The organism is Pantoea sp. X-Soil-OKNW-556, assembly GCF_059730695.1.
This window is the reverse complement of sequence record NZ_AP035994.1, coordinates 177,626-196,704: the sequence shown is the minus strand read 5'-3', so window position 1 is coordinate 196,704 and position 19,079 is coordinate 177,626. Positions and strand designations below refer to the sequence as shown.

The following is a 19,079-nucleotide window of genomic DNA, read 5'->3' as shown; positions in this document are numbered from 1 at the left end:
TGTTAACCTTGCGCATCTGTGGCATTGCTACAGATGTGCATTTCTTATTTTAATAACACTAATAATTATTTACCGGAAGCAATTACCATGAAGGCAAGAAAGGTGAGACAGAGTTGTCTGCCTTTCGCGTTGAGCATTCTGATGTCTGCGACATTTTCAGCCCATGCTGAAAATGCGACAGACTCTGCATCGCTTATTGCGAAAGGCAAGTATCTGGCTATTGCAGCAGACTGTGGGGCCTGCCATACCGCACCTGATCACGGTGCAGCAATGTCGGGGGGGTATATTATCTCTTCGCCACTCGGAAATATCGTTTCCAGCAATATCACCCCATCGAAAACAGCGGGAATTGGCGATTATACCGAACAGGATTTTGCCAGAGCCGTCAGAGAGGGGATTAATAAACAGGGGCAGCATCTTTATCCGGCGATGCCCTACACCTCGTATGCGAAAATTACCGATAGCGATATTCACGCCTTGTACGCGTATTTTATGCACGGCGTGAAAGCTGACGATAATGTACCGGCACCAACAAATTTGCCATTCCCGTTTAATATCCGTTCAAGTATGTTCTTCTGGAATATGTTATTCGCGGATGCCAAACCTTTTACGCCTGCTGCCGATAAATCCGCTGAAATTAATCGCGGTGATTACCTGGTGAATGCGCTGGCGCACTGCGATACCTGCCATACGCCACGTAATGCGTTGATGGGACAAAATAACGATCAGGCCTTAAGTGGCGGCAGTCTCGGTAGCTGGTATGCGCCGAATATCACGCCGGATAAACAAGCCGGTATTGGTAACTGGAGCGATGCAGAGATCGCGCAGTACCTGAAAACCGGTCATGTGGCGGGCAAAGCTCAGGCCGCAGGCCCGATGGCCGAAGCGGTTGAACACAGCCTGCAATATCTGTCTGATGAGGATATCCAGGCGATGGTGGCTTATCTGCGTCAGGTTCCGGCGGTGAGTCAGCCGGTCAGTCAGGCGCGCGATAATATCGGCCAACCGGCAACCAGTGAAGCACTGCAACGCGCCGTGAAAGATCCGGATGCGGGCTGGAAAGTCTACAGCAGCACCTGCGCCAATTGCCATCAGGCGGATGGTTCCGGCAACACTATCTATCCCTCGCTGTTCCATAACACCACCACCGGTGCCGCTCAGGCTGACAATTTGATCGCCACTATCGTTTATGGGGTTCATCGTCAGGTCGACGGCAAAGATATTGATATGCCAGGTTTCGGCCCGGATGCGCTGTTTACCGATCGTCTGACCGATCAGCAAATCGCGGATGTCAGCAACTACGTGTTGAAAAACTTTGGCAACGCCGAGCTGAACGTGACGGCCGATCAGGTGAAAACCGTGCGTGAAGGTGGTGAACGACCATTGATTGCGCGTCTGGCCCAGCCCGCAGTCTGGGGCGGTGCAGTCATCGTGGTGATTATTCTGCTGGTGCTGTTAGTTTCACTTTCGCGCAGGGGGAAAAAACATGGCGCATAACAACTCTACCGCCATCTCCCGTCGCCGACTGCTGCAAGGGATGGGCATCCTGTCTCTCGGCGCGATGTGCAATTCACTGTTTCCGGCGCGAGCGCTGGCGGCAGATCAGTTGGCTGATTCGGGGTTTCTTCAGGTGTCGCAATTTCTCGTCAGCCGTCCGTGCGGTCCGTTGCTGGGGCAACGCTATTACGACGCACTGACGCGTCATGATGCGCAGTTCAGTCAGAAGCTCAGTAGCCTGAAGACATTGTTGCAACAGCGTAATTTTTCTCATGTTGATGAATTCCTGGCGGCCTTCACCGCGGACAACAGCGACTGGCAAACCGCCAAAACCCTCATTTCTGCCTGGTACACCGGCGTAGTGGGTAGCGGCAGCGATCTGGAGTTGATCGCCTATGCCGATGCCATGATGTACCTGCCCACCAAAGATATCCTCGTGGTGCCGACCTACGGCGGCGGGCCGTTCTATTGGGCAGTGACACAAAAAGGTCAGGTGGCAACAACAGGAGAACACGCATGAGTGCACAAAAAGTCGATGCTGATGTGATCATCATCGGGTCAGGAGTGATGGGTGGCCTGATCGCGACCCAAATGGCGAAGGCCGGTAAATCGGTGATCATCCTTGAGGCAGGACCGCGGGTGTCACGTCAGGAGATCGTCGAGCGCTTCCGTAACTCACCGTTCAAAATGTCACTGACTAACATTAAATTACAGGGCGTGGGTTCACCCTATCCGAACCCGCCGCATATCCCCTCGACCTACGGTGATTATTTGCAACAGGTGGGGCCGGTGAAGTATCCGACGAAATACCTGCGCGTGGTCGGCGGCACTACCTGGCACTTCGGTTCTGCGCTTTGGCGCATGATCCCGAATGATTTCAAGCTCAACAGCCTGTATGGCCGGGGCCGTGACTGGCCGTTTGGTTACGATGAGCTGGAGCCGTGGTATGGCAAAGCGGAGCATGAGCTGGGCGTTTCCGGCGTGGATGGTCAGGATGAGAGTGGACAGGGCGGAAAAGCCTGGCCGCCACGCTCCACCCCGTTCCCAATGCCAGGTCTGCCGACCAGTTACCTGTTTGACCGCCTCAGCGACCTGCTCGGTAAAGGGGGCTACAACCCGGTGCTGGAGCCGAACGGTCGTGCGACCAAACCGTGGGGCAAACGCCCGATGTGCGCCGGTAACAACAACTGCAATCCGGTGTGCCCGATTGCTGCCAAGTACGATGGCTCGATGCATATCGATGAAGCCGAGCGTCTCGGCGCAAAGCTGCTGGATAACGCGGTGGTGTACCGCATTGAAGCGGCGGATGACGGTAAGATCACCGGCGTCTGGTATAAGAAGCCGGATGGCTCCGAACATCATCTGACGGCGAACTACTTTGTGTTGGCGGCTTACGGTATTGAATCGCCAAAACTGCTGTTGATGTCGACGTCAGAGAAGTACCCCAACGGCATTGCTAACTCTTCTGACCAGGTCGGGCGCAATTTGATGGGACACACCGGCATCAGCATGAATGTGATGATGTCGGAAGATGTGTGGCCGGGTCAGGGCCCAACCGAACTGCTGGTCTATCTGAACAATCGTGATGGCGCGTTCCGCAAGGATTTCCCCAGCTACAAGATCAAGGTGCGTAATACGGTGCCGACCGCCGATTATGCCGCGTCGCTGATCGCAAAAGGGGTGTTGGGTTCAAAACTTGACGCGGAGATTCGACGTCAGTCGGCACGTTCACTTAACTTCGCCATCGATTTTGAGACCCTGCCGCTGCCGGAAAACCGCGTGACGCCGAGCAAAACCAAAAAGGATGCGATTGGGATTCCGCTGCCGGAAATTTATTACAGCGTGACCGATTATTGGCATGCCGGTAAGGATGAGGGTATTAAGGATTTCCACAAGTTTGCCGAGCTGCTCAACGCGGAAATTTTGTCGATTGATACCAAGTATCAGGACAGGCAGCACATCATGGGCACCACCATTATGGGCGATGATCCGAAGAATTCGGTGGTGGACAGCAACTGCCGTACCCACGATCACCCCAATATGTGGATTGCGGGCACCAGCGTGATGCCTTCGGCATCCTGCATGAACCCGACACTGACTGGCGCAGCGCTGAGCTTACGCCTGGCGGACCATATGCTGAAGTCGATGCAGGTGAGTTGATATAGCTTAAGACTGAGCACCTGCCTGGCCAGGAGGTGCTCAACAATTCTTAACGAATTTATGGGTTTTATATAAGCCATTAAATCGGTTAATGAATCATAGGGGAATCAAAATACTTTTCTGTGTAATGCTCCAACCTTCCTCAATTAATCCGCCGGTGCCTCTGCAATCCTCACCAGATGGACGATCAGCCACAGCAGCTCATCATCGGTCATCTCAACCTCCAGCATTTTCTTCACATAATCATTAATCACCAGCGCACAGCGGTGCATACGCGGGTGCTGGCGGATGATTTGTGGCAGCAATGCATTGCCCTGGCTGTGGTTGAGCTGCCCGGCGAACATCCGCTGGATAAAGAACTGCATATGGATCAAAAAGCGTGAGTAATTCAGCGAAGAGGTGTCGATAGTGATCCAGGCGTGGTACTGAATGATATTGAAGATATCTTTCAGCATGCGCATCGCCAGCAATGTCTGGCTGGTGTCGCTGTGCTCCGACTGACCATTTACCAGATGAAAAGCGATGTTGCCCGCCTCTTCGGGGGGCAATTCAAGCTGGAACTGACTGTTGAGTCGCGCGACCACCTGCTGTGCGAGGTTAAATTCGGCTGGCCAGAAACGTTGTACCTCAAACAATACGCGGTTTTGCAGCATGATCCCTTTGCGGCTGCGCTCCACTGCGAACATCAGGTGGTCGGTTAGGGTAAAAAAGATTTGCGGACGCAGCGGATGGCTCAGTTCCTGCTGCGCCATCTGCATCACCAGCGCGGTCATCTGGAAAATCTCTTCCGGCATGGCGGCGAAGGCGTTCAGATACTCCGCGCCGGGCAGATTTTCCTGCACCATAAACAACTTTTCGACCTTCTCGCGCGGGATCAGGTCACCAACATGGCTGTTAAAACCAATGCCTTTACCCATCACGATGGCTTCTTTACCTTCGCCATCCTCGATCAGCACCAGGCTGTTGTTCAGGACTTTAATGACCTTCATCTGCTAACGGGTGTCCTGTAATTGGTGTCCGTTACTGGCGATCACCTGCTGGTACCAGTAAAAACTGCGTTTGGGTATGCGCCGTAGATCGTTCAGCGTCTGCTCGTGGCGATTAACATAAATGAAACCATAGCGTTTCGCATAGCCCTGATGGGTACTAACCACATCAATCGCTGACCACGGGAAATAACCGATGACCTCAACGCCGTCGGCCAGCGCCAGTTGAATTTGCTCAATATGCTGACGCAGAAAATCGATGCGGTAGCCATCATCGACGGTGCCGTCGGCAGCCAGGGTGTCAGGCGCACCGATGCCGTTTTCGGTGATCATCACCGGCAGGCCATAGCGTTCGCAGACCTTGCGCAGCGTTAAACGTAATCCAACCGGATCAATCACCCAGCCATACGGGGTTTTGGCGGTATAAGGATTCTCCTCTGGCCGGTACACGCCGGGTTCACCTAACATAATCTGCTGATCGCCGGCGCGCGGCGCAACATCGGAGGCATCACCGCGGCTGGCGGCGATGGTGGCGGTGGAGTAGTAATTGATGGCGACAAAATCCGGGCGTGCCGCCGCCAGTTGCGCGGTATCCTGCGGCAGCATCTGTGGCGCAAGGCCACGATCCTGCAAATAACGCAGAGCGAGGGCGTTATAGCGGCCATGTACCGCGACATCGAGAAAGCTCCAGCAACGCAGCGTTTCCCAGTTGTGCGCGGCGATGGCGTCCTCCGGGCGACAGGTGGCGGCGTACATTGAGGTGGTGTTGATCGCCGGGCCGATTTTCGCCTCGGGCAGTCGTTGATGACAGCGCTGCATCACCTGTGCCTGCGCCACCAACATATGATGGCTTTGCTGATAGAGTGATTTTTTATCCGGTAACTCGCGCCCCGGCGGTGTGCCAATGGCGCCGGGATGCAGAATCATGGTGTTCTGCTCATTAATCGTCAGCCAGAAACGCACCTTGTTGCCTAACGCAAGGAACAGCACATCGGCATAGCGCACAAAGGCGTCGATGGTGTGACGATTCAGCCAGCCGCCTTTCTGCTCGAGCGCCCAGGGCAGGTCGAAATGGTACAGCGTGACGATCGGTTCAATGCCGTGCGCGCACAGGGTATCCACCAGGCGACGATAAAAATTCAGGCCCGCCTGATTAACGTTACCATCGCCGTCGGGGATCACCCGCGACCAGGCAATGGAGAAGCGGTAGGCTTTCAGGCCAAGCTGGGCGAACAACGCCACATCGCTTTCCATACGTTGATAATGGTCGCTGGCGACGGTGAAATCCGCTTTGCCCGCCGGATGGGTCAGCATATCCACCACCGACGGGCCTTTGCCGTCACTGTCCCAACTGCCTTCCACCTGATAAGCCGAGGTAGAGGCACCCCACAGAAAACCGTCAGGAAACGCGGCTTGTGTCTGATAAATCATGCGGCCTGCTCCCTGAGACTGAGTTCCATAATCGGCTGGCCGAAATCGACCGGTGCGGCAGGGGCCGTGGTGACGGCATATTCATCGCTGTTAATGATCACCACCGGCGTGATCAGGTCATAACCGGCGGCTGCAATCGCTGCCAGATCGAAACGCACCAGCTCATCCCCCGCCTGAACTTCATCGCCCACCTGTAAGGACGAACTGAAATGCTGACCGCCCAGCGCCACGGTATCCAGACCGATATGCACCAACACTTCCATACCATCGTGGCTCATCAGGCCTACGGCATGGCAGGAGGGCAGGAAGGTCATCACTTTGCCGCTCACCGGAGCGCGCAACACACCTTCCTCGGGACGGATCGCCACGCCCTGGCCCAGCAGGCCGTGGGAGAACACATCATCTTTGACTTCAGCTAATGGCACCATCTCGCCGCGCAACGGGCTGATGATGGTGCCGGGCTTCAGGTTTACCGGTGCCGGTGCGGCTTTGAGGGGCTGAGTGTCGCCATCAGGGATATCGTCAAAACCCAGTATCCAGGTGAGGGCGAAGGTGACCACGATCGCAATCACACAGGTGATCAAGGCATGAACGATGTTCATCGGGTTAGCCCCAATAAAGGCAGGCAGGGCGGCCAGTCCGGGGGAGACGAACGCATAACGGACCAGGCCACTTAACCCGGCATAGATACCGGCACAGCCGCCACCAATCATCGCCGCGATCAGCGGTCGTTTTAACTTAAGGGTCACGCCATACAGCGAAGGTTCGGTAATGCCCAGCAACGCGGTGAAGCCAGCGGAAGACGCGAGCTGACGCAGGTTTTTGTTGCGGGTTTTCAGCGCTACGCAAAGGGTCGCTGCGCCTTGCGCGATGTTAGAAGCCAGCATGCCGGGGCCGTTAATCATTTCAAAACCGTTCTTGCTCAGTTGACCGGTGGCGATTGGCGTCATCGCCCAGGCGGTGCCGGTAATCACCAGGAACGGTTGCAAGCCACCCATCAGCATCGGGATCAGCCAACTGGCATGACGGTCAATAATCACTGCGCCGGAGGCAACGACATCATTCAGCCAGATGCCCAGCGGGCCGACCACCACCAGCGCCAGCGGTGCGGTGACCAGCAGGATAATCATCGGTTTGACGAAAAACTTGATGATTGACGGTGAGACACGTTCAGCAAAACGTTCGATGTACGACATCAACCAGACGGTAAGGATGATGGGCAGTACCGAACCGGCATAATCCGCCAGCTGGAACGGCAAACCGAGGAAATCCACCGGCTTGCCGCTGGCGAGCATTTTACCCAGATCCGGATGCAGCAGCGCGCCGGCAATGGTCATCGCCAGAATCGCGTTACATTCGAATTTCAATGCCGCGCCATAGGCAAGCAGCACCGGCAGGAAGAAAAACGCTGCGTCGGAGATGATATTCAGCAACTGCCACGTTGGGCTGCTCTCGTTCATCACGCCGGTGAGTTTGCAGATCGCCAGCAGCGCTTTAATCATCCCGGCCCCGGTAATCGCCGGGATCACCGGGGTGAAGGTGGTGGAGATCACGCTGATGATTTGAGAAACGATACCGCCACGCTCTTGTTTGGCCTGGGGCGTGGTCGTGGGTTTGTTGCCGCTGGTGGCTTTTTCCAGTACGCGGAATACCCGTTGTACATCGTTACCCACCACAATCTGGAACTGTCCACCGCGTTCCACCACGCTGATCACGCCGGGTAATTTTTCAATCTGCTCGCTGTTGACCGCAGCACGATCGTTGAACTCCATCCGCAGTCGGGTGGCGCAGTGTGTCAGGGTACGGATGTTATCGCCCCCGTTGACCAGACGCAGGATTTCATCAGCTAACTCGTTATGACTCATCATTTTCCCTTTTCGTTAAGGCAAAAAAAAAGACCAAAACAAAAATGCACTCCAGAAAAGACTGGAGCTGGCATTTTTATTTTGGTCTTGCCTGCCGAAGCAGTAGCACGCCGCAATAAAACGTATGTGGATGTTGCGGCGGGAGTATTCAGCACGCTCTGCAACATTGGCAATTACTAATAATAAAAATTGTGAAGCTGCGCAATTATTTCTCAGCGCATCAGACAGGAGATCACCGAGAAATCATCTTCATCTATATGAAAATATGATAATTCAGACGGGGCAGCGCACGTCTGCGGCTAAAAACGCCTACCACAGACGGTGTGGGTAATAGGAAAATCGTTCGGATTCAGGTTGCCGCCTTCACCAGCGCCTGAGTCTTATCCAGCAGCCAGGGGCGCAAATAACCTACCGTATTCGACAGCAACAACACATCCTGATGCAGCCGGATATGCAGCACCTGTTCAACATAGCGCCGCCGTGCCTGCATCCGCTGCCAGACTTGCGGGTAGCTCGCCGCAATCTCTTGTTGCAGCTGTGCATCTGCCAGCGCCACCGTATCTTCGATGCTGCATCCTGCGTAACCCGGCACTGAAGGGATGATATCGATCTGCAATAACATGCCACTGCTTAACACCGCACTGGACCCTGCACTGACGGGTGAGCACAGCCACTCTTCATCGGCCACCAGATGCCCAGGATTCAGATGCCAGTGCCAGCGCTCCTTCGGCAACACATTTTCTACCGTCTGATACAGTTCACCGCCGGTGATGCCGCATTTGAGATGCTCCAGCCAACTGACCACCGTGTGGTAGTAGGGCACCGCCACGCGTGTGAGGTAATCCGCCACTTGCGCAGGGAGATCGTCAGCGCAGGTCACCACATACGCGGCTCTGCTGCTCAGCCCGCCTTTGTAACCGACCGTCAGGGAAAAGCGGTCGCCCAGCGCGATCAATTTGTCGCGGGGATAAAGAGTGGCATGGCTGAAACGGTCACCGGTGGCGGCGATACTGATGACATTGTTCGGTTGTCCTGCGGCGGCCAGCCGTTGTCCAATGGCTTTTTCACTCAGGCCGATTTCCACCGCATCCAGCGCGTTGAGCAGGCTGCCCGATGCCAGATTGGCACCGTATTCATAGAAGGCGACTTCAGCCGCGCGGTTACGGATACGCACCCCGTCGTGCGGGGAGATAAACAACCCGGTCGCGTTGCTGATACGTTGTTTGCCACCGGAAGCCTGAAATACTGCATCGGCGACAAATGCCGGGACATCAAACAGCGCGAGATCGGCGAACAATTTCCAGCCGACGATCCCGGTGCGGCTCATGGTGCCGATACCACAGCTTGCCAGCAGCTTGTGTAGCGGTTGGTCGCCATCCATCGGTTGATTTGGCAGGGAGAAAATCGGGGCGTGCAGGCAGGTGCCGGGGTTGCGGGCAAACGGCACCAGCTTGAGGTTCTCATTGCCCATGATGTAGCTGAGAGAGCCGCCCGCACTGACCACCAGCAGGGCTTCCTCAAAACGTGGGATAAAACCGGCGAGATACTCAAAGTTTCCGCCATGTTCTTTATCCGCGTAAATGACCAGGTAATCCAGTTGTTGTGCGTTCATGCGCTGAAGGAGTGCAGCGAGACGTTGCTGCATCACGGCATCCGGGATGATTACGGAGCGCGCATCCGTAAACGTCGGCGGTGCCGGTATGCGGGTGAGCCTGTATTCATACTGCTGCGTCATTATCCGTCTCCTCACTCCGGTGGTGTCAGCGCGGAATGATTAAGTTTCCGCGTAACGTACAGGAACCCAACATATCTTGCGTCTTTCTCGTCAGCCAACCAACAATTCTGGCTGCCATCGCATCCAGTGAATACTCAATGGCCGGAATGGTGGGAATGCCCGGTAAATGGACTGAACCGGCCAGGCTGAACACCATAATGTCGCCCGGCACCGATTTATTAAAGGCCTGTAGCTGGGTAATAACCTGTTGTGCTTCCTGGTCGTTGGCCGTCAACAACGCAGTAAAATTCAGGGTACTGGCATTGTTGAGCAGCACCTGAAGCGCGACCGATGATGAGGGCGTATCCATAAACACCAGATTACGATTATAGGGCAGGAGGTTATTTTCCAGTGCGAGCTTATAACCACTCAGTACCTGCTCGCCTGCGTTACCGGCCTCGGGATAGATCAAAGCAATCTGGCGCTTACCCTGGCTGATCAGATAGTTACAGGCGGTCTCAGCGGCAAAACCGTGGTCAAACTGGATGCTGTTGGGCCAGTCAGTTTCGGCACAATCGACCAGAATCACATTGTCATCCTGGATATCGAGCGGGAAGCGCGCGCCAATGATCAGCACGTCATCGCACAGGCCACAGCTCAGTTCATCGAGCGCATGTAACACATCGGCTTTGTTGTTGGCGAAGCGTAACAGGAGATGTTTCTGGTGCTGGCTGAGTTGTTTTTCCAGCGCATACAGGTAGCCGGTAGTTTGGTTGATGTTTTCCTGGGCGCAGATGACGCCAATACAACCGGTAGACTGACTGAAGAGTGACTGAGCAATAACGTTAGGTCGATACTTGAGTTCGTCAACCGCTTTGAGCACTGCCTGACGGCTGGCTTCCTTCACTCCGCGCGAACCACTCAACACCCGAGAAACTGTGGCTTTTGACACCCCAGCTAAGCGCGATACATCGTTGATCGTAGACATCTTTCTCCCCGGAAACCCTGAGCAAACTTTAGCCAGCAGAAGTATAACGACTTCCCTTATTCTTGGAAACCGGTTTTCCATTTTTGCGCAAAATCACCATCCCGTAGCGGCACGATTTATCGCGCGGTTTTTTAACTATGCCAAAATGACGCGCGATAAATCGCGCCGTTATGGGTTGAAATAATGATGTTTTGTGATGCGAATCTAATAAAAAAAGCGCCGATTCATCAGAAATTGATGCGGGTCACACTTCGTTCAACCTTTCATGGAAACCGGTTTCCGTATGATATCCAATCGTAACCACATTGAGGCATAGCTTTAAGGATGGATGACGATGATCAGGATTATGTTGTGTTGTTCGGCGGGGATGTCCACCAGCATGCTGGTACGCAAAATGAAAGAAGTGGCGCAGGAACGCGGTCTGGCCGTTGAAATTGATGCGTATGGCGTGACCGAATTTGACGAGCAGTTTGCGCGTTATCAGGTGGTGCTGCTGGGACCTCAGGTGAAATACATGCTGAAAACGCTGGCCGACAAAGCGGCAAGCGCCGGGATCCCTGTCCAGCCAATCGAGATGATGGACTACGGTATGCAGCGCGGCGACAAAGTGCTGGATTTCGCGCTTTCGCTTATTGAGGCGGCTCACGAATAAAGGTGATGGTATGAGTTCGTTATATCAGTCGATGATTGGCGTTATCGAAAAAGCGATCACGCCGCTGGCCGGACGTCTCGGGCAACAGAAATACATCATAGCGATCCGCGACGGCTTTACTGCCGCGCTGCCGTTTATGATTATCGGTTCTTTCATGCTGGTATTTATCTTCCCGCCATTCTCGGCCACCACCACCAACGGCTTTGCCCGTGCCTGGCTGGATTTTTCCGCGACTTACCGTGAGCAACTGATGTTGCCGTTTTACCTCAGCATGGGGGTCATGACCTTTTTTATCTCGGTGGGGATTGGCGCAAGCCTCGGGCGGCAGTTCTCGCTCGATCCGGTCATGTCGGGGTTGCTGGCCTTTATGGCGTTTCTGCTGGTGGCCGCACCTTACTCCAACGGTACTATCTCCACAGCCTATTTATCCGGGCAGGGGATATTTACCGCGTTGATCACCGCGATTTATTCGACGCGGGTTTACGCCTGGCTGAAGCACAACAACATCACCATCCGCTTACCCAAAGAAGTCCCAACCGGTGTGGCTCGTTCTTTTGAAATCCTGATCCCGGTGGTGGTGATCATTGGCACGCTGCACCCGCTCAATCTGTTTATCCAGGCGCAGACCGGGATGATTATTCCCGAAGCGATTATGCATCTGCTTGAGCCGCTGGTGTCGGCGTCTGACTCGCTGCCAGCGATCTTGTTGTCGGTGCTGCTTTGTCAGTTGTTCTGGTTTGCCGGTATTCACGGAGCCTTGATCGTCACCGGGATTATGAACCCATTCTGGATGGCTAACCTCTCCGCTAACCAGGCGGCGCTGGCGGCGGGCACCGCGTTGCCGCACATCTACCTTCAGGGATTCTGGGATCATTACCTGTTGATCGGGGGTGTGGGTTCCACCTTACCGCTGGCTTTCCTGCTGTTGCGCAGCCGCACCACCCATCTGCGCACCATTGGCAAAATGGGTATCGTGCCGAGCTTCTTCAACATCAATGAACCGATAATGTTCGGCGCGCCGATCATTATGAATCCGATGATGTTTATCCCCTTTGTCTGCGTACCGATGGTTAATGCCATCCTCGCCTGGACCGCCACCAGGATGGGCTGGCTGGCCCAGGTGGTGTCGCTCACGCCCTGGACCACACCGGCACCAATTGGTGCATCCTGGGCTGCCAACTGGGCGATCAGTCCGGTGGTGATGTGCCTGATTTGCATGGTGATGTCAGCCCTGATGTACCTGCCTTTCCTGCGTGCGTATGAGCGTTCCCTGATGAAATCTGAAGAACAAAAAGCCCAGGAACAGGCGGCGACAACTCAATCCGGAGAGAAACGTAATGAAGTATCAGTTTCCTGAGAATTTTTGGTGGGGCAGTGCCAGTTCGGCCCTGCAAACAGAAGGTGCCAGCGATAGCGGCGGAAAAAGCGCCACTACCTGGGACCACTGGTTTGCACAACAACCGTGGCGTTTTCATCAGCAGGTCGGGCCACAGCACACTTCGACCTTTTACCAGCACTGGCAGCAGGATATTGCCTTACTTAAGCAACTTAATCACAACAGTTTTCGTACCTCCATCAGTTGGTCGCGGCTGATACCGGATGGCACGGGTGAGGTAAATGCGGAAGCGGTGGCGTTTTACAACTGCGTGATTGATGAGTTACTGGCGCAGGGCATCACGCCGTTCCTGACGTTGTTTCATTTCGATATGCCGCTGGCGATGCAGGAGAAAGGCGGTTGGGAGAGCCGTGACGTGGTGACAGCGTTTGGTCGCTATGCGCAGGTCTGTTTTGACCTGTTCGGCGATCGGGTGCTGCACTGGTTCACCTTTAACGAGCCGATCGTGCCGGTGGAAGGTGGCTATCTTTATGATTTCCACTATCCCAATGTGGTCGATTTTCGCCGGGCCGCTACGGTGGCGTATCACACCGTACTGGCCCACGCTGCGGCGGTGAGTGCGTATCGCGCCGGGGACTATCGCGGCGAGATCGGCGTGATTCTTAACCTGACACCGTCGTACCCCCGTTCTCAACACCCTGCCGACCTTACCGCCGCGCATCATGCGGATCTGCTGTTTAATCGCAGCTTTCTCGATCCGGTGCTGCTGGGGGAGTATCCGCCAGATCTGGTGGCGTTGCTGAAGCAGTACGATCAATTACCGGCGTGCCTGCCGGGGGACAGCGCCCTGATCGCGGCAGGAAAAATCGACCTGTTGGGTATCAATTACTATCAACCTCGGCGGGTTAAATGCCGCGAAAATGCGGTCAACCCGGCGGCCCCCTTTATGCCGGAGTGGTTCTTTGACCATTATGAAATGCCGGGACGCACCATGAATCCGTATCGTGGCTGGGAAATCTACCCGCCGGGCATCTATGACATTCTCACCAATCTGCGAGTGAATTACGGCAACCCACGCTGTTTTATTTCCGAGAATGGCATGGGGGTGGAAAACGAGCAGCGTTTTGCGCAAGACGGGCAGATTAACGACCAATACCGTATCGATTTTATCTCCGATCACCTGAAGTGGCTGCACAAAGGCATTGCCGAGGGCAGCCACTGCCTTGGTTACCACATGTGGACCTTTATTGATAACTGGTCCTGGTGTAACGGCTACAAAAACCGCTACGGTTTTGTACAGCTCGATCTCGCCAGCCAGACGCGCAGCGTGAAAAAAAGCGGTGAATGGTTTGCTGCCACGGCGGCAAATAACGGCTTTGACGGAGAGCAATGATGATCGATTTAGAAGAGGCGGTGATGGAGATTATCGTTAACGCCGGTCAGGCACGCAGCCTGTGCTTTGAGGCGTTGCAGGCTGCCAGGGCGGGAGATATTGCCCTGGCACAACAGCTGTTGCAGCAGTCCGATACCTTCACCCGCCAGGCACATAAAATGCAAACCCGCCTGATTGAGCAGGATGCGGGAGAAGGTCGCCAGCCCATGACCTTGATTATGGTCCATGCGCAGGACCATTTAATGACATCGTTGCTGGCGCGGGAGTTATCGGCGGAGATCGTCCATCTGTATCAGCGTTAAACCTGCCTTGCCCAGGCGGCGGCCTGACGGAAGTGTTCATCGGAAGGACGGACACCGGTATACAGGCTGAATTGCTCAACCGCCTGAATGGCAAAAACCTCCGCACCGCTGATCACCTTTTTGTTCTGCTCACGGGCAGAACGGATCAGCGGTGTGTGTTCCGGCAGCGCCACAACATCAAACACCACCTGAGCGGCCGTAATCGCCGTGGATGAGAACGCCAGCGTCTCCGCCTCCGGACCACCCGCCATTCCCAGTGGCGTGGCATTGATCAACACGTCAGCCGTCACTCCTTCCATCGTATGGCGGTGCTGATAGCCGTGCGCTGCCGCCAGGGCTTTGCCGCTCTCGTCATCTCTGGCGATGATGTAGCCGTGGTGAAATCCGTGATTTTTTAACGCACAGGCGACGGCGCTGGCCATGCCGCCGCTGCCTTGCAGGGCAAAGGTCAGTTGCGGCGCAACGTCGTATTTCTGTAGCAATTTTTCGATGGCGATATAGTCGGTGTTGTAGCCGGTCAGATAGCCGTCGTTATTGACGATGGTATTCACGGAGTGAATCACGGCGGCGGAGGGGGCCAGCTCGTCAATCAGCGGAATGCACGCCTGCTTAAACGGCATCGATACCCCACATCCCCGAATCCCCAACGCTCTGATACCCGCGATGGCCGCCGCCAGGTCCTGAGTGGTGAACGCTTTATATAAATAATCCAGTTCCAGCGCCTCGTAGAGGTAATTGTGGAAGCGGGTACCGAAGTTGGTTGGTCGCGCCGCCAGTGACATACATATGCGGGTGTCTTTGTTGATCATTCTGCTCATGGGGGTTCCCGTCGGTTTGATTGCCTGCGGGAAAATAGTGCGTTAAAAAGAGGAAATGAAAAATTGATGTCTTTTGCGCTATAGAGTTCATCTTTTATGAGTAGCCAACGTCTTGAGCAGCATTATCAAAAGTTGTTAACCCTGTTTCCGCAGCGCGAGGCACTTACCACGCTGCAAACCCTCGCTGATGCGCTGTTTTGCAGCAAACGACATATGCGCACCCTGATTATCCAGATGCAATCTGCCGGGTGGCTGGCCTGGCATGCCCGCCCCGGTCGCGGGCATCTGGCAAAACTGGAGCTACGCTATTCACAACAGCAACTGATGCTGGCAAAGGCTGAACGCCTGCTGGATCTGAACGATATGCGTGGTGTCCTGACATTATTGGGTGATGAGAAACACCATCTGGCCTCCCTGCTGCGCGGTCGCCTGGGCCACAGCGTGCAGGATGAACGCCAGTCGCTGCGTGTGCCTTATTATCGACCTCTGCAAAATCTCTATCCCGGAACGGCGTTGCGGCGTACGGAAATTCACCTGATCCGGCAGATATTTAGCGGGCTGACACGTATTGATGAGCACTCCGGGCAGGTTGAGCAGGATATCGCGCACCGTTGGCGCAGGCTTGATGCGCTGCACTGGCGATTCTACCTGCGTCCCGGAGTGCTGTTTCACGATGGCACGTCATTAACCAGCCACGATGTGGTGGCTTCTCTGACCCGCAGCGCGCAATCCCCACTTTTTTCTCATCTTAAAAGCGTGCTGGCGCAGGGTGAGCTGAGCGTCATGATTGAACTGAGCCACCCGGATGAGTTGTTGCCACAATTGTTGGCGGATGCCGCCGCATTGATTCTGCCCGCCGACCATCACCAGCGGCCTGATTTTGCCTCGCACCCTGTCGGTTCCGGGCCTTATCAGGTCACGGAAAATAACGAATGGCACCTGCGCCTGACCGCGTTTGATCGCTACTTTGGCTTTTGCAGCCTGTTGGACGAAATTGATATCATTACCTGCCTGGAACCCGTCCCTTCCGACCGACCTTCGGCGTTGCTGAGTTCCGGGATGAGCGATATCGAGTACGTCGCCGCGCTGGGTGCGCACTTTACCGCGTCAGCGGAAGAGCCGGTACTGGAGCGCGGCGGCTACTTTTTGCTGTGCGACAGCCGTTCGCCCCTGTGGCATAACCCTGCACACCGACGCTGGATTCGGGCGCAATTGGCACCGCAAGCCATCAGGCAACAGATGCCGGAAACGGTCCGGGCGCTGTGGCTACCCGCAGAGAGCTTGCTTTCCGACTGGTCGCATCAGATTGCAAAAGGAGGAATGCGCACTCCCGACCTTCAACGCCTGCGTCTGGCGTACCACCATCAACACTGGGAATTTCCCGTGTTAATTCGGGCATGTCAGCAGATTCTGGCAGCCAGTGGTGTTGACGTTGAGGCGATTGAAATGCCCTATGAAGCCTGGGCGGCAGGCGCCGGTGATGCGGATTTATGGTTAGGTACGGTGAATTTTACCTTGCCGGAGGCCTGGAATGTCGGTGCCTGGCTGACCGGTATGCCATTATTAAAAACCTCCATTTCTGGTGGCGATGAGCATTTATTTTCCCACTGGCAGCAGCAGTGGCGTGCGGGTGTACTCCCTGCCAGGCAACTGACGGAGATCATTATCAGGGAAGGGTGGTTGCAGCCATTGTTTCACCACTGGATGCGTTTGCAGGGGCCAGAGCAGGCACAGGGGATGCATTTTAATAATCTGGGCTGGTTCGACTTTACTTCAACCTGGATAGAACCGGAATAACGCTGCCCTGAGAGGCTATCTCAGTTGGCTGTCTTTACTGCCGCGACGGTTGTACCCGCTGTGGCTGGCCTCATGTTTGTCTCGCTCGCTCTGGCATTTGATACAGTAGCGAACCCCAGGTAATGCCAGCCGTCGAGCCTCGGGAATCGGCTCACCACATTCGTCGCAATAGTGGGCGCTTTCACCCTGGCCCAGATGACTCCGTGCCCGGGCAACGGCATCATCAACAGTGGCGTCAATCTGATCCTGAACGGCGCCATCACCAGACCAGCCGCTAGCCATATTCTCTCTCCTCAGTCTGAGTTAACCTTATAAGGTTAGAGTGAATCACCACTATTTGAGAAATCGAACGTTGCTCTTTTTAAGGTGATGCTGATGATCAAACCCAAAATCAGTAACAGGCTGGATGAAGATATTTGTGTGCATATCTTTATGGCGTCGGCGGCGATGGTCGGCGTTTGTATTACGGTTATCGGTATTTTTCAGGTTGTGACCACCCTGAGACGTGAAGATACGCTTGGCGATGATCTGCTCGCCATCAATGCCATTCTTTATCTGGCGACCACCATCATGTCTTACTGGGCGCTACGCACCCGCAACCAGCGGCGCAATCACCGGCTGGAAAAAATGGTCGATATTCTTTTCCTCGTCGCGCTGACCTTCACCACGGTAGTGGCTGGGGTGATCACCTGGGCAATGACGTTTACCTGACGTGACGGTGTGACATCACTCATCAGGCCAATGCCAGGCGGGTACGTCGAGAATATCCTGTCCTTTAATCTGCGTTTGCCCCAACTCCTTTTCCAGCTCAATCAGGTGACATTCTGAGTCTTGCATCAGCGCATTAACCAGACGGCTGGCGTGAGAGATTACCCAAATTTGCGTATGTTGCGAGGCCTGAAAAATTAAGCGCGCCAGTGCAGGCAGCAGATCCGGATGCAGGCTGGTTTCAGGTTCGTTCAGCACCATCAATTCGGGTGGGCGTGGCGTCAGCAAGGCGGCAACCCAAAGAATAAACCGCAGCGTACCGTCGGAGAGTTCGGCGGCCGAAAGAGGACGTAGCAGACCATGTTGGTAGAAAGCGATCGCACCTCGTCCCTCGCCTGGCTGTATGACCTCCAGCCGACTGCCAGGAAAAGCATCGTTAATTGCACGGGCTAGCGCCTGGCGATCGCCGGTTTCAATAATGGTTTGAATTGCTGATGCCAGGTCTCTGCCGTCATGGTGCAGAACCGGGGTGCGCGTTAACAGTTGCACCTGGCGTGCAGGGGCGTCTTTATCGGTACGGAAATGATCGTAGAAACGCCAGTTGCGTATCATTTCACGCACCTGGAAAACCTCAGGCGCAGTGGTGGGATCGGCCAGTTGGTCGAACATGCTGCCGTAGACCGGTACTTTCTGTGTGGCGACCTGCCATTGTCTGTCTGCGCGGACTTTAAGCAGATTACCTTTTCGCTCGACTAATGAGGAAGCCGGGCGGTAGTACAGACCATTAAAAATAACCTCTCGCTTGATCTCCGGGTCATGAGCAAAGGCTGATGAACTCGGGGTCGGCAAGCCCAGGCTAATCGCATAACCATAATGGTCACTGGCAAAGCCCAGCTTAAGGCGCACCTCATGATGGCGTGGCCCACCTTCGATTGGCACATCACCACGTTTCATACTGCGCGACAGCGTTTCCGGACCTGCCCAGTAGGTTGAGGTCAGCCCGCCTTCTTCTGCCAGCGCATTGATCACCCCCTCTTTGGCTGTCTCGGCAAGCAGGCGCAGCGCCTTGTAGAGGTTTGATTTACCGCTGCCATTCTCGCCGGTAATCACATTCAAGCGTTCCAGCGGCAAGGTCAGATCGCGGATGGATCGATAATTGGCGATGGAAAAGCAGGTTAACATAGGCTGGTCCCTCCCTTGATTGCCTCAGTAAACAACGTCCACTGCCGATTCACAACCTTAACGGCTGGCAACAGGGAAAAACACGAGATCTTTCCCATGCACTGGAAAATATAATTTATTGATAGTTATTAAATTAATTCGTATATTTCAATATGAAATTCCCGCATGGCGATAGATGCATGAGATTGCAACGCCTCACAGATTTGATAATGTGAATGTTTCTCCACAAAAATGGATGATCACATTGAAG

The 19,079-nt window shown here is 54.7% G+C and carries 17 protein-coding genes; 9 read left to right on the top strand and 8 right to left on the bottom strand.

Going from position 1 to position 19,079, the window contains the following annotated elements; all coding sequences use genetic code 11:
* Positions 1-87 precede the first annotated feature (87 nt).
* Genes AC6I8T_RS27365 through AC6I8T_RS27355 form a run of 3 tightly spaced genes read left to right on the top strand, consistent with a single transcriptional unit; the run spans position 88 to position 3,657 of the window.
* The gene (locus AC6I8T_RS27365; RefSeq protein WP_497834912.1) at positions 88-1,497 is read left to right on the top strand and encodes a c-type cytochrome; all 1,410 of its coding nucleotides are present in this window, start codon (positions 88-90) and stop codon (positions 1,495-1,497) included.
* Positions 1,487-2,017, top strand: coding sequence for a sugar dehydrogenase complex small subunit (locus tag AC6I8T_RS27360; protein ID WP_208727331.1), 531 nt, complete (start codon positions 1,487-1,489; stop codon positions 2,015-2,017). The genes AC6I8T_RS27365 and AC6I8T_RS27360 overlap by 11 nt, the downstream gene beginning before the upstream one ends.
* On the top strand, positions 2,014-3,657 hold the full coding sequence (locus tag AC6I8T_RS27355; RefSeq protein ID WP_021185553.1) for a GMC family oxidoreductase: 1,644 nt from the start codon (positions 2,014-2,016) through the stop codon (positions 3,655-3,657). The genes AC6I8T_RS27360 and AC6I8T_RS27355 overlap by 4 nt, the downstream gene beginning before the upstream one ends.
* 146 nt (positions 3,658-3,803) lie before the next feature.
* On the opposite strand, the gene AC6I8T_RS27350 is transcribed toward AC6I8T_RS27355, so the two are convergent.
* The 5 genes from AC6I8T_RS27350 to AC6I8T_RS27330 all read right to left on the bottom strand — a co-directional run bounded on the left by AC6I8T_RS27350 (position 3,804) and on the right by AC6I8T_RS27330 (position 10,641).
* Positions 3,804-4,646 (bottom strand): PRD domain-containing protein, encoded by an 843-nt coding sequence (locus AC6I8T_RS27350; protein ID WP_208727332.1) that lies wholly within the window; start codon positions 4,644-4,646, stop codon positions 3,804-3,806.
* A gap of 3 nt (positions 4,647-4,649) precedes the next feature.
* Positions 4,650-6,074 carry a glycoside hydrolase family 1 protein gene (locus AC6I8T_RS27345; protein WP_497834911.1) on the bottom strand — a complete coding sequence of 475 codons (1,425 nt, stop codon included), beginning with the start codon at positions 6,072-6,074 and terminating at the stop codon, positions 4,650-4,652.
* Positions 6,071-7,939: a beta-glucoside-specific PTS transporter subunit IIABC gene (locus AC6I8T_RS27340; RefSeq protein WP_208727353.1), complete on the bottom strand. Its 1,869-nt coding sequence runs from the start codon at positions 7,937-7,939 to the stop codon at positions 6,071-6,073. Before AC6I8T_RS27340 ends, AC6I8T_RS27345 begins: the two co-directional genes overlap by 4 nt.
* Positions 7,940-8,288: 349 nt before the next feature.
* Positions 8,289-9,674: a M24 family metallopeptidase gene (locus AC6I8T_RS27335; protein WP_497834910.1), complete on the bottom strand. Its 1,386-nt coding sequence runs from the start codon at positions 9,672-9,674 to the stop codon at positions 8,289-8,291.
* 25 nt (positions 9,675-9,699) lie between these two features.
* Positions 9,700-10,641, bottom strand: coding sequence for a LacI family DNA-binding transcriptional regulator (locus tag AC6I8T_RS27330; RefSeq protein WP_208727335.1), 942 nt, complete (start codon positions 10,639-10,641; stop codon positions 9,700-9,702).
* A gap of 334 nt (positions 10,642-10,975) precedes the next feature.
* On the opposite strand from AC6I8T_RS27330, the gene AC6I8T_RS27325 reads away from it, so the two are divergent.
* Genes AC6I8T_RS27325 through AC6I8T_RS27310 form a run of 4 tightly spaced genes read left to right on the top strand, consistent with a single transcriptional unit; the run spans position 10,976 to position 14,324 of the window.
* Positions 10,976-11,293, top strand: a complete 318-nt coding sequence (locus AC6I8T_RS27325) for a PTS sugar transporter subunit IIB (protein WP_021185547.1) — start codon at positions 10,976-10,978, stop codon at positions 11,291-11,293.
* Positions 11,294-11,303: 10 nt separating this feature from the next.
* Entirely contained in the window at positions 11,304-12,650 is a 1,347-nt protein-coding gene (locus AC6I8T_RS27320; protein WP_021185546.1) for a PTS sugar transporter subunit IIC, read from the top strand.
* Positions 12,631-14,022 carry a glycoside hydrolase family 1 protein gene (locus AC6I8T_RS27315; protein WP_208727336.1) on the top strand — a complete coding sequence of 464 codons (1,392 nt, stop codon included), beginning with the start codon at positions 12,631-12,633 and terminating at the stop codon, positions 14,020-14,022. Before AC6I8T_RS27320 ends, AC6I8T_RS27315 begins: the two co-directional genes overlap by 20 nt.
* Positions 14,022-14,324, top strand: a complete 303-nt coding sequence (locus tag AC6I8T_RS27310) for a PTS lactose/cellobiose transporter subunit IIA (protein WP_036627274.1) — start codon at positions 14,022-14,024, stop codon at positions 14,322-14,324. The genes AC6I8T_RS27315 and AC6I8T_RS27310 overlap by 1 nt, the downstream gene beginning before the upstream one ends.
* Here the strand turns inward: AC6I8T_RS27310 and AC6I8T_RS27305 are convergent.
* The gene (locus AC6I8T_RS27305) at positions 14,321-15,142 is read right to left on the bottom strand and encodes a shikimate 5-dehydrogenase (protein WP_497834909.1); all 822 of its coding nucleotides are present in this window, start codon (positions 15,140-15,142) and stop codon (positions 14,321-14,323) included. The two genes, AC6I8T_RS27310 and AC6I8T_RS27305, sit on opposite strands and share 4 nt — an antisense overlap.
* Positions 15,143-15,238: 96 nt before the next feature.
* Here AC6I8T_RS27305 and sgrR point away from each other — a divergent pair, with 96 nt between their 5' ends.
* Positions 15,239-16,939, top strand: a complete 1,701-nt coding sequence (sgrR, locus tag AC6I8T_RS27300; RefSeq protein WP_497834908.1) for an HTH-type transcriptional regulator SgrR — start codon at positions 15,239-15,241, stop codon at positions 16,937-16,939.
* Positions 16,940-16,954: 15 nt separating this feature from the next.
* Here sgrR and AC6I8T_RS27295 read toward each other — a convergent pair whose 3' ends face one another.
* Complete coding sequence (locus tag AC6I8T_RS27295; protein ID WP_036627261.1) at positions 16,955-17,221, bottom strand: DksA/TraR family C4-type zinc finger protein; 267 nt, start codon at positions 17,219-17,221, stop codon at positions 16,955-16,957.
* 93 nt (positions 17,222-17,314) lie between these two features.
* On the opposite strand from AC6I8T_RS27295, the gene AC6I8T_RS27290 reads away from it, so the two are divergent.
* Positions 17,315-17,650 (top strand): hypothetical protein, encoded by a 336-nt coding sequence (locus AC6I8T_RS27290; RefSeq protein WP_021185540.1) that lies wholly within the window; start codon positions 17,315-17,317, stop codon positions 17,648-17,650.
* A 15-nt stretch (positions 17,651-17,665) separates the two neighbouring features.
* Here the strand turns inward: AC6I8T_RS27290 and AC6I8T_RS27285 are convergent, their stop codons facing one another.
* On the bottom strand, positions 17,666-18,829 hold the full coding sequence (locus AC6I8T_RS27285; protein WP_497834907.1) for an AAA family ATPase: 1,164 nt from the start codon (positions 18,827-18,829) through the stop codon (positions 17,666-17,668).
* Positions 18,830-19,079 lie beyond the last annotated feature (250 nt).

Coding starts and splice junctions, on each gene's coding strand:
- AC6I8T_RS27340 (WP_208727353.1), bottom strand. CDS start 7,939: ATGAGTCATAACGAGTTAGCTGATGAAATCCTGCGTCTGGTCAACGGG.
- AC6I8T_RS27315 (WP_208727336.1), top strand. CDS start 12,631: ATGAAGTATCAGTTTCCTGAGAATTTTTGGTGGGGCAGTGCCAGTTCG.
- AC6I8T_RS27335 (WP_497834910.1), bottom strand. CDS start 9,674: ATGACGCAGCAGTATGAATACAGGCTCACCCGCATACCGGCACCGCCG.
- AC6I8T_RS27295 (WP_036627261.1), bottom strand. CDS start 17,221: ATGGCTAGCGGCTGGTCTGGTGATGGCGCCGTTCAGGATCAGATTGAC.
- AC6I8T_RS27350 (WP_208727332.1), bottom strand. CDS start 4,646: ATGAAGGTCATTAAAGTCCTGAACAACAGCCTGGTGCTGATCGAGGAT.
- AC6I8T_RS27345 (WP_497834911.1), bottom strand. CDS start 6,074: ATGATTTATCAGACACAAGCCGCGTTTCCTGACGGTTTTCTGTGGGGT.
- AC6I8T_RS27365 (WP_497834912.1), top strand. CDS start 88: ATGAAGGCAAGAAAGGTGAGACAGAGTTGTCTGCCTTTCGCGTTGAGC.
- AC6I8T_RS27285 (WP_497834907.1), bottom strand. CDS start 18,829: ATGTTAACCTGCTTTTCCATCGCCAATTATCGATCCATCCGCGATCTG.
- AC6I8T_RS27310 (WP_036627274.1), top strand. CDS start 14,022: ATGATCGATTTAGAAGAGGCGGTGATGGAGATTATCGTTAACGCCGGT.
- AC6I8T_RS27320 (WP_021185546.1), top strand. CDS start 11,304: ATGAGTTCGTTATATCAGTCGATGATTGGCGTTATCGAAAAAGCGATC.
- AC6I8T_RS27325 (WP_021185547.1), top strand. CDS start 10,976: ATGATCAGGATTATGTTGTGTTGTTCGGCGGGGATGTCCACCAGCATG.
- AC6I8T_RS27305 (WP_497834909.1), bottom strand. CDS start 15,142: ATGAGCAGAATGATCAACAAAGACACCCGCATATGTATGTCACTGGCG.
- AC6I8T_RS27355 (WP_021185553.1), top strand. CDS start 2,014: ATGAGTGCACAAAAAGTCGATGCTGATGTGATCATCATCGGGTCAGGA.
- AC6I8T_RS27360 (WP_208727331.1), top strand. CDS start 1,487: ATGGCGCATAACAACTCTACCGCCATCTCCCGTCGCCGACTGCTGCAA.
- AC6I8T_RS27330 (WP_208727335.1), bottom strand. CDS start 10,641: ATGTCTACGATCAACGATGTATCGCGCTTAGCTGGGGTGTCAAAAGCC.
- AC6I8T_RS27290 (WP_021185540.1), top strand. CDS start 17,315: ATGATCAAACCCAAAATCAGTAACAGGCTGGATGAAGATATTTGTGTG.
- sgrR (WP_497834908.1), top strand. CDS start 15,239: ATGAGTAGCCAACGTCTTGAGCAGCATTATCAAAAGTTGTTAACCCTG.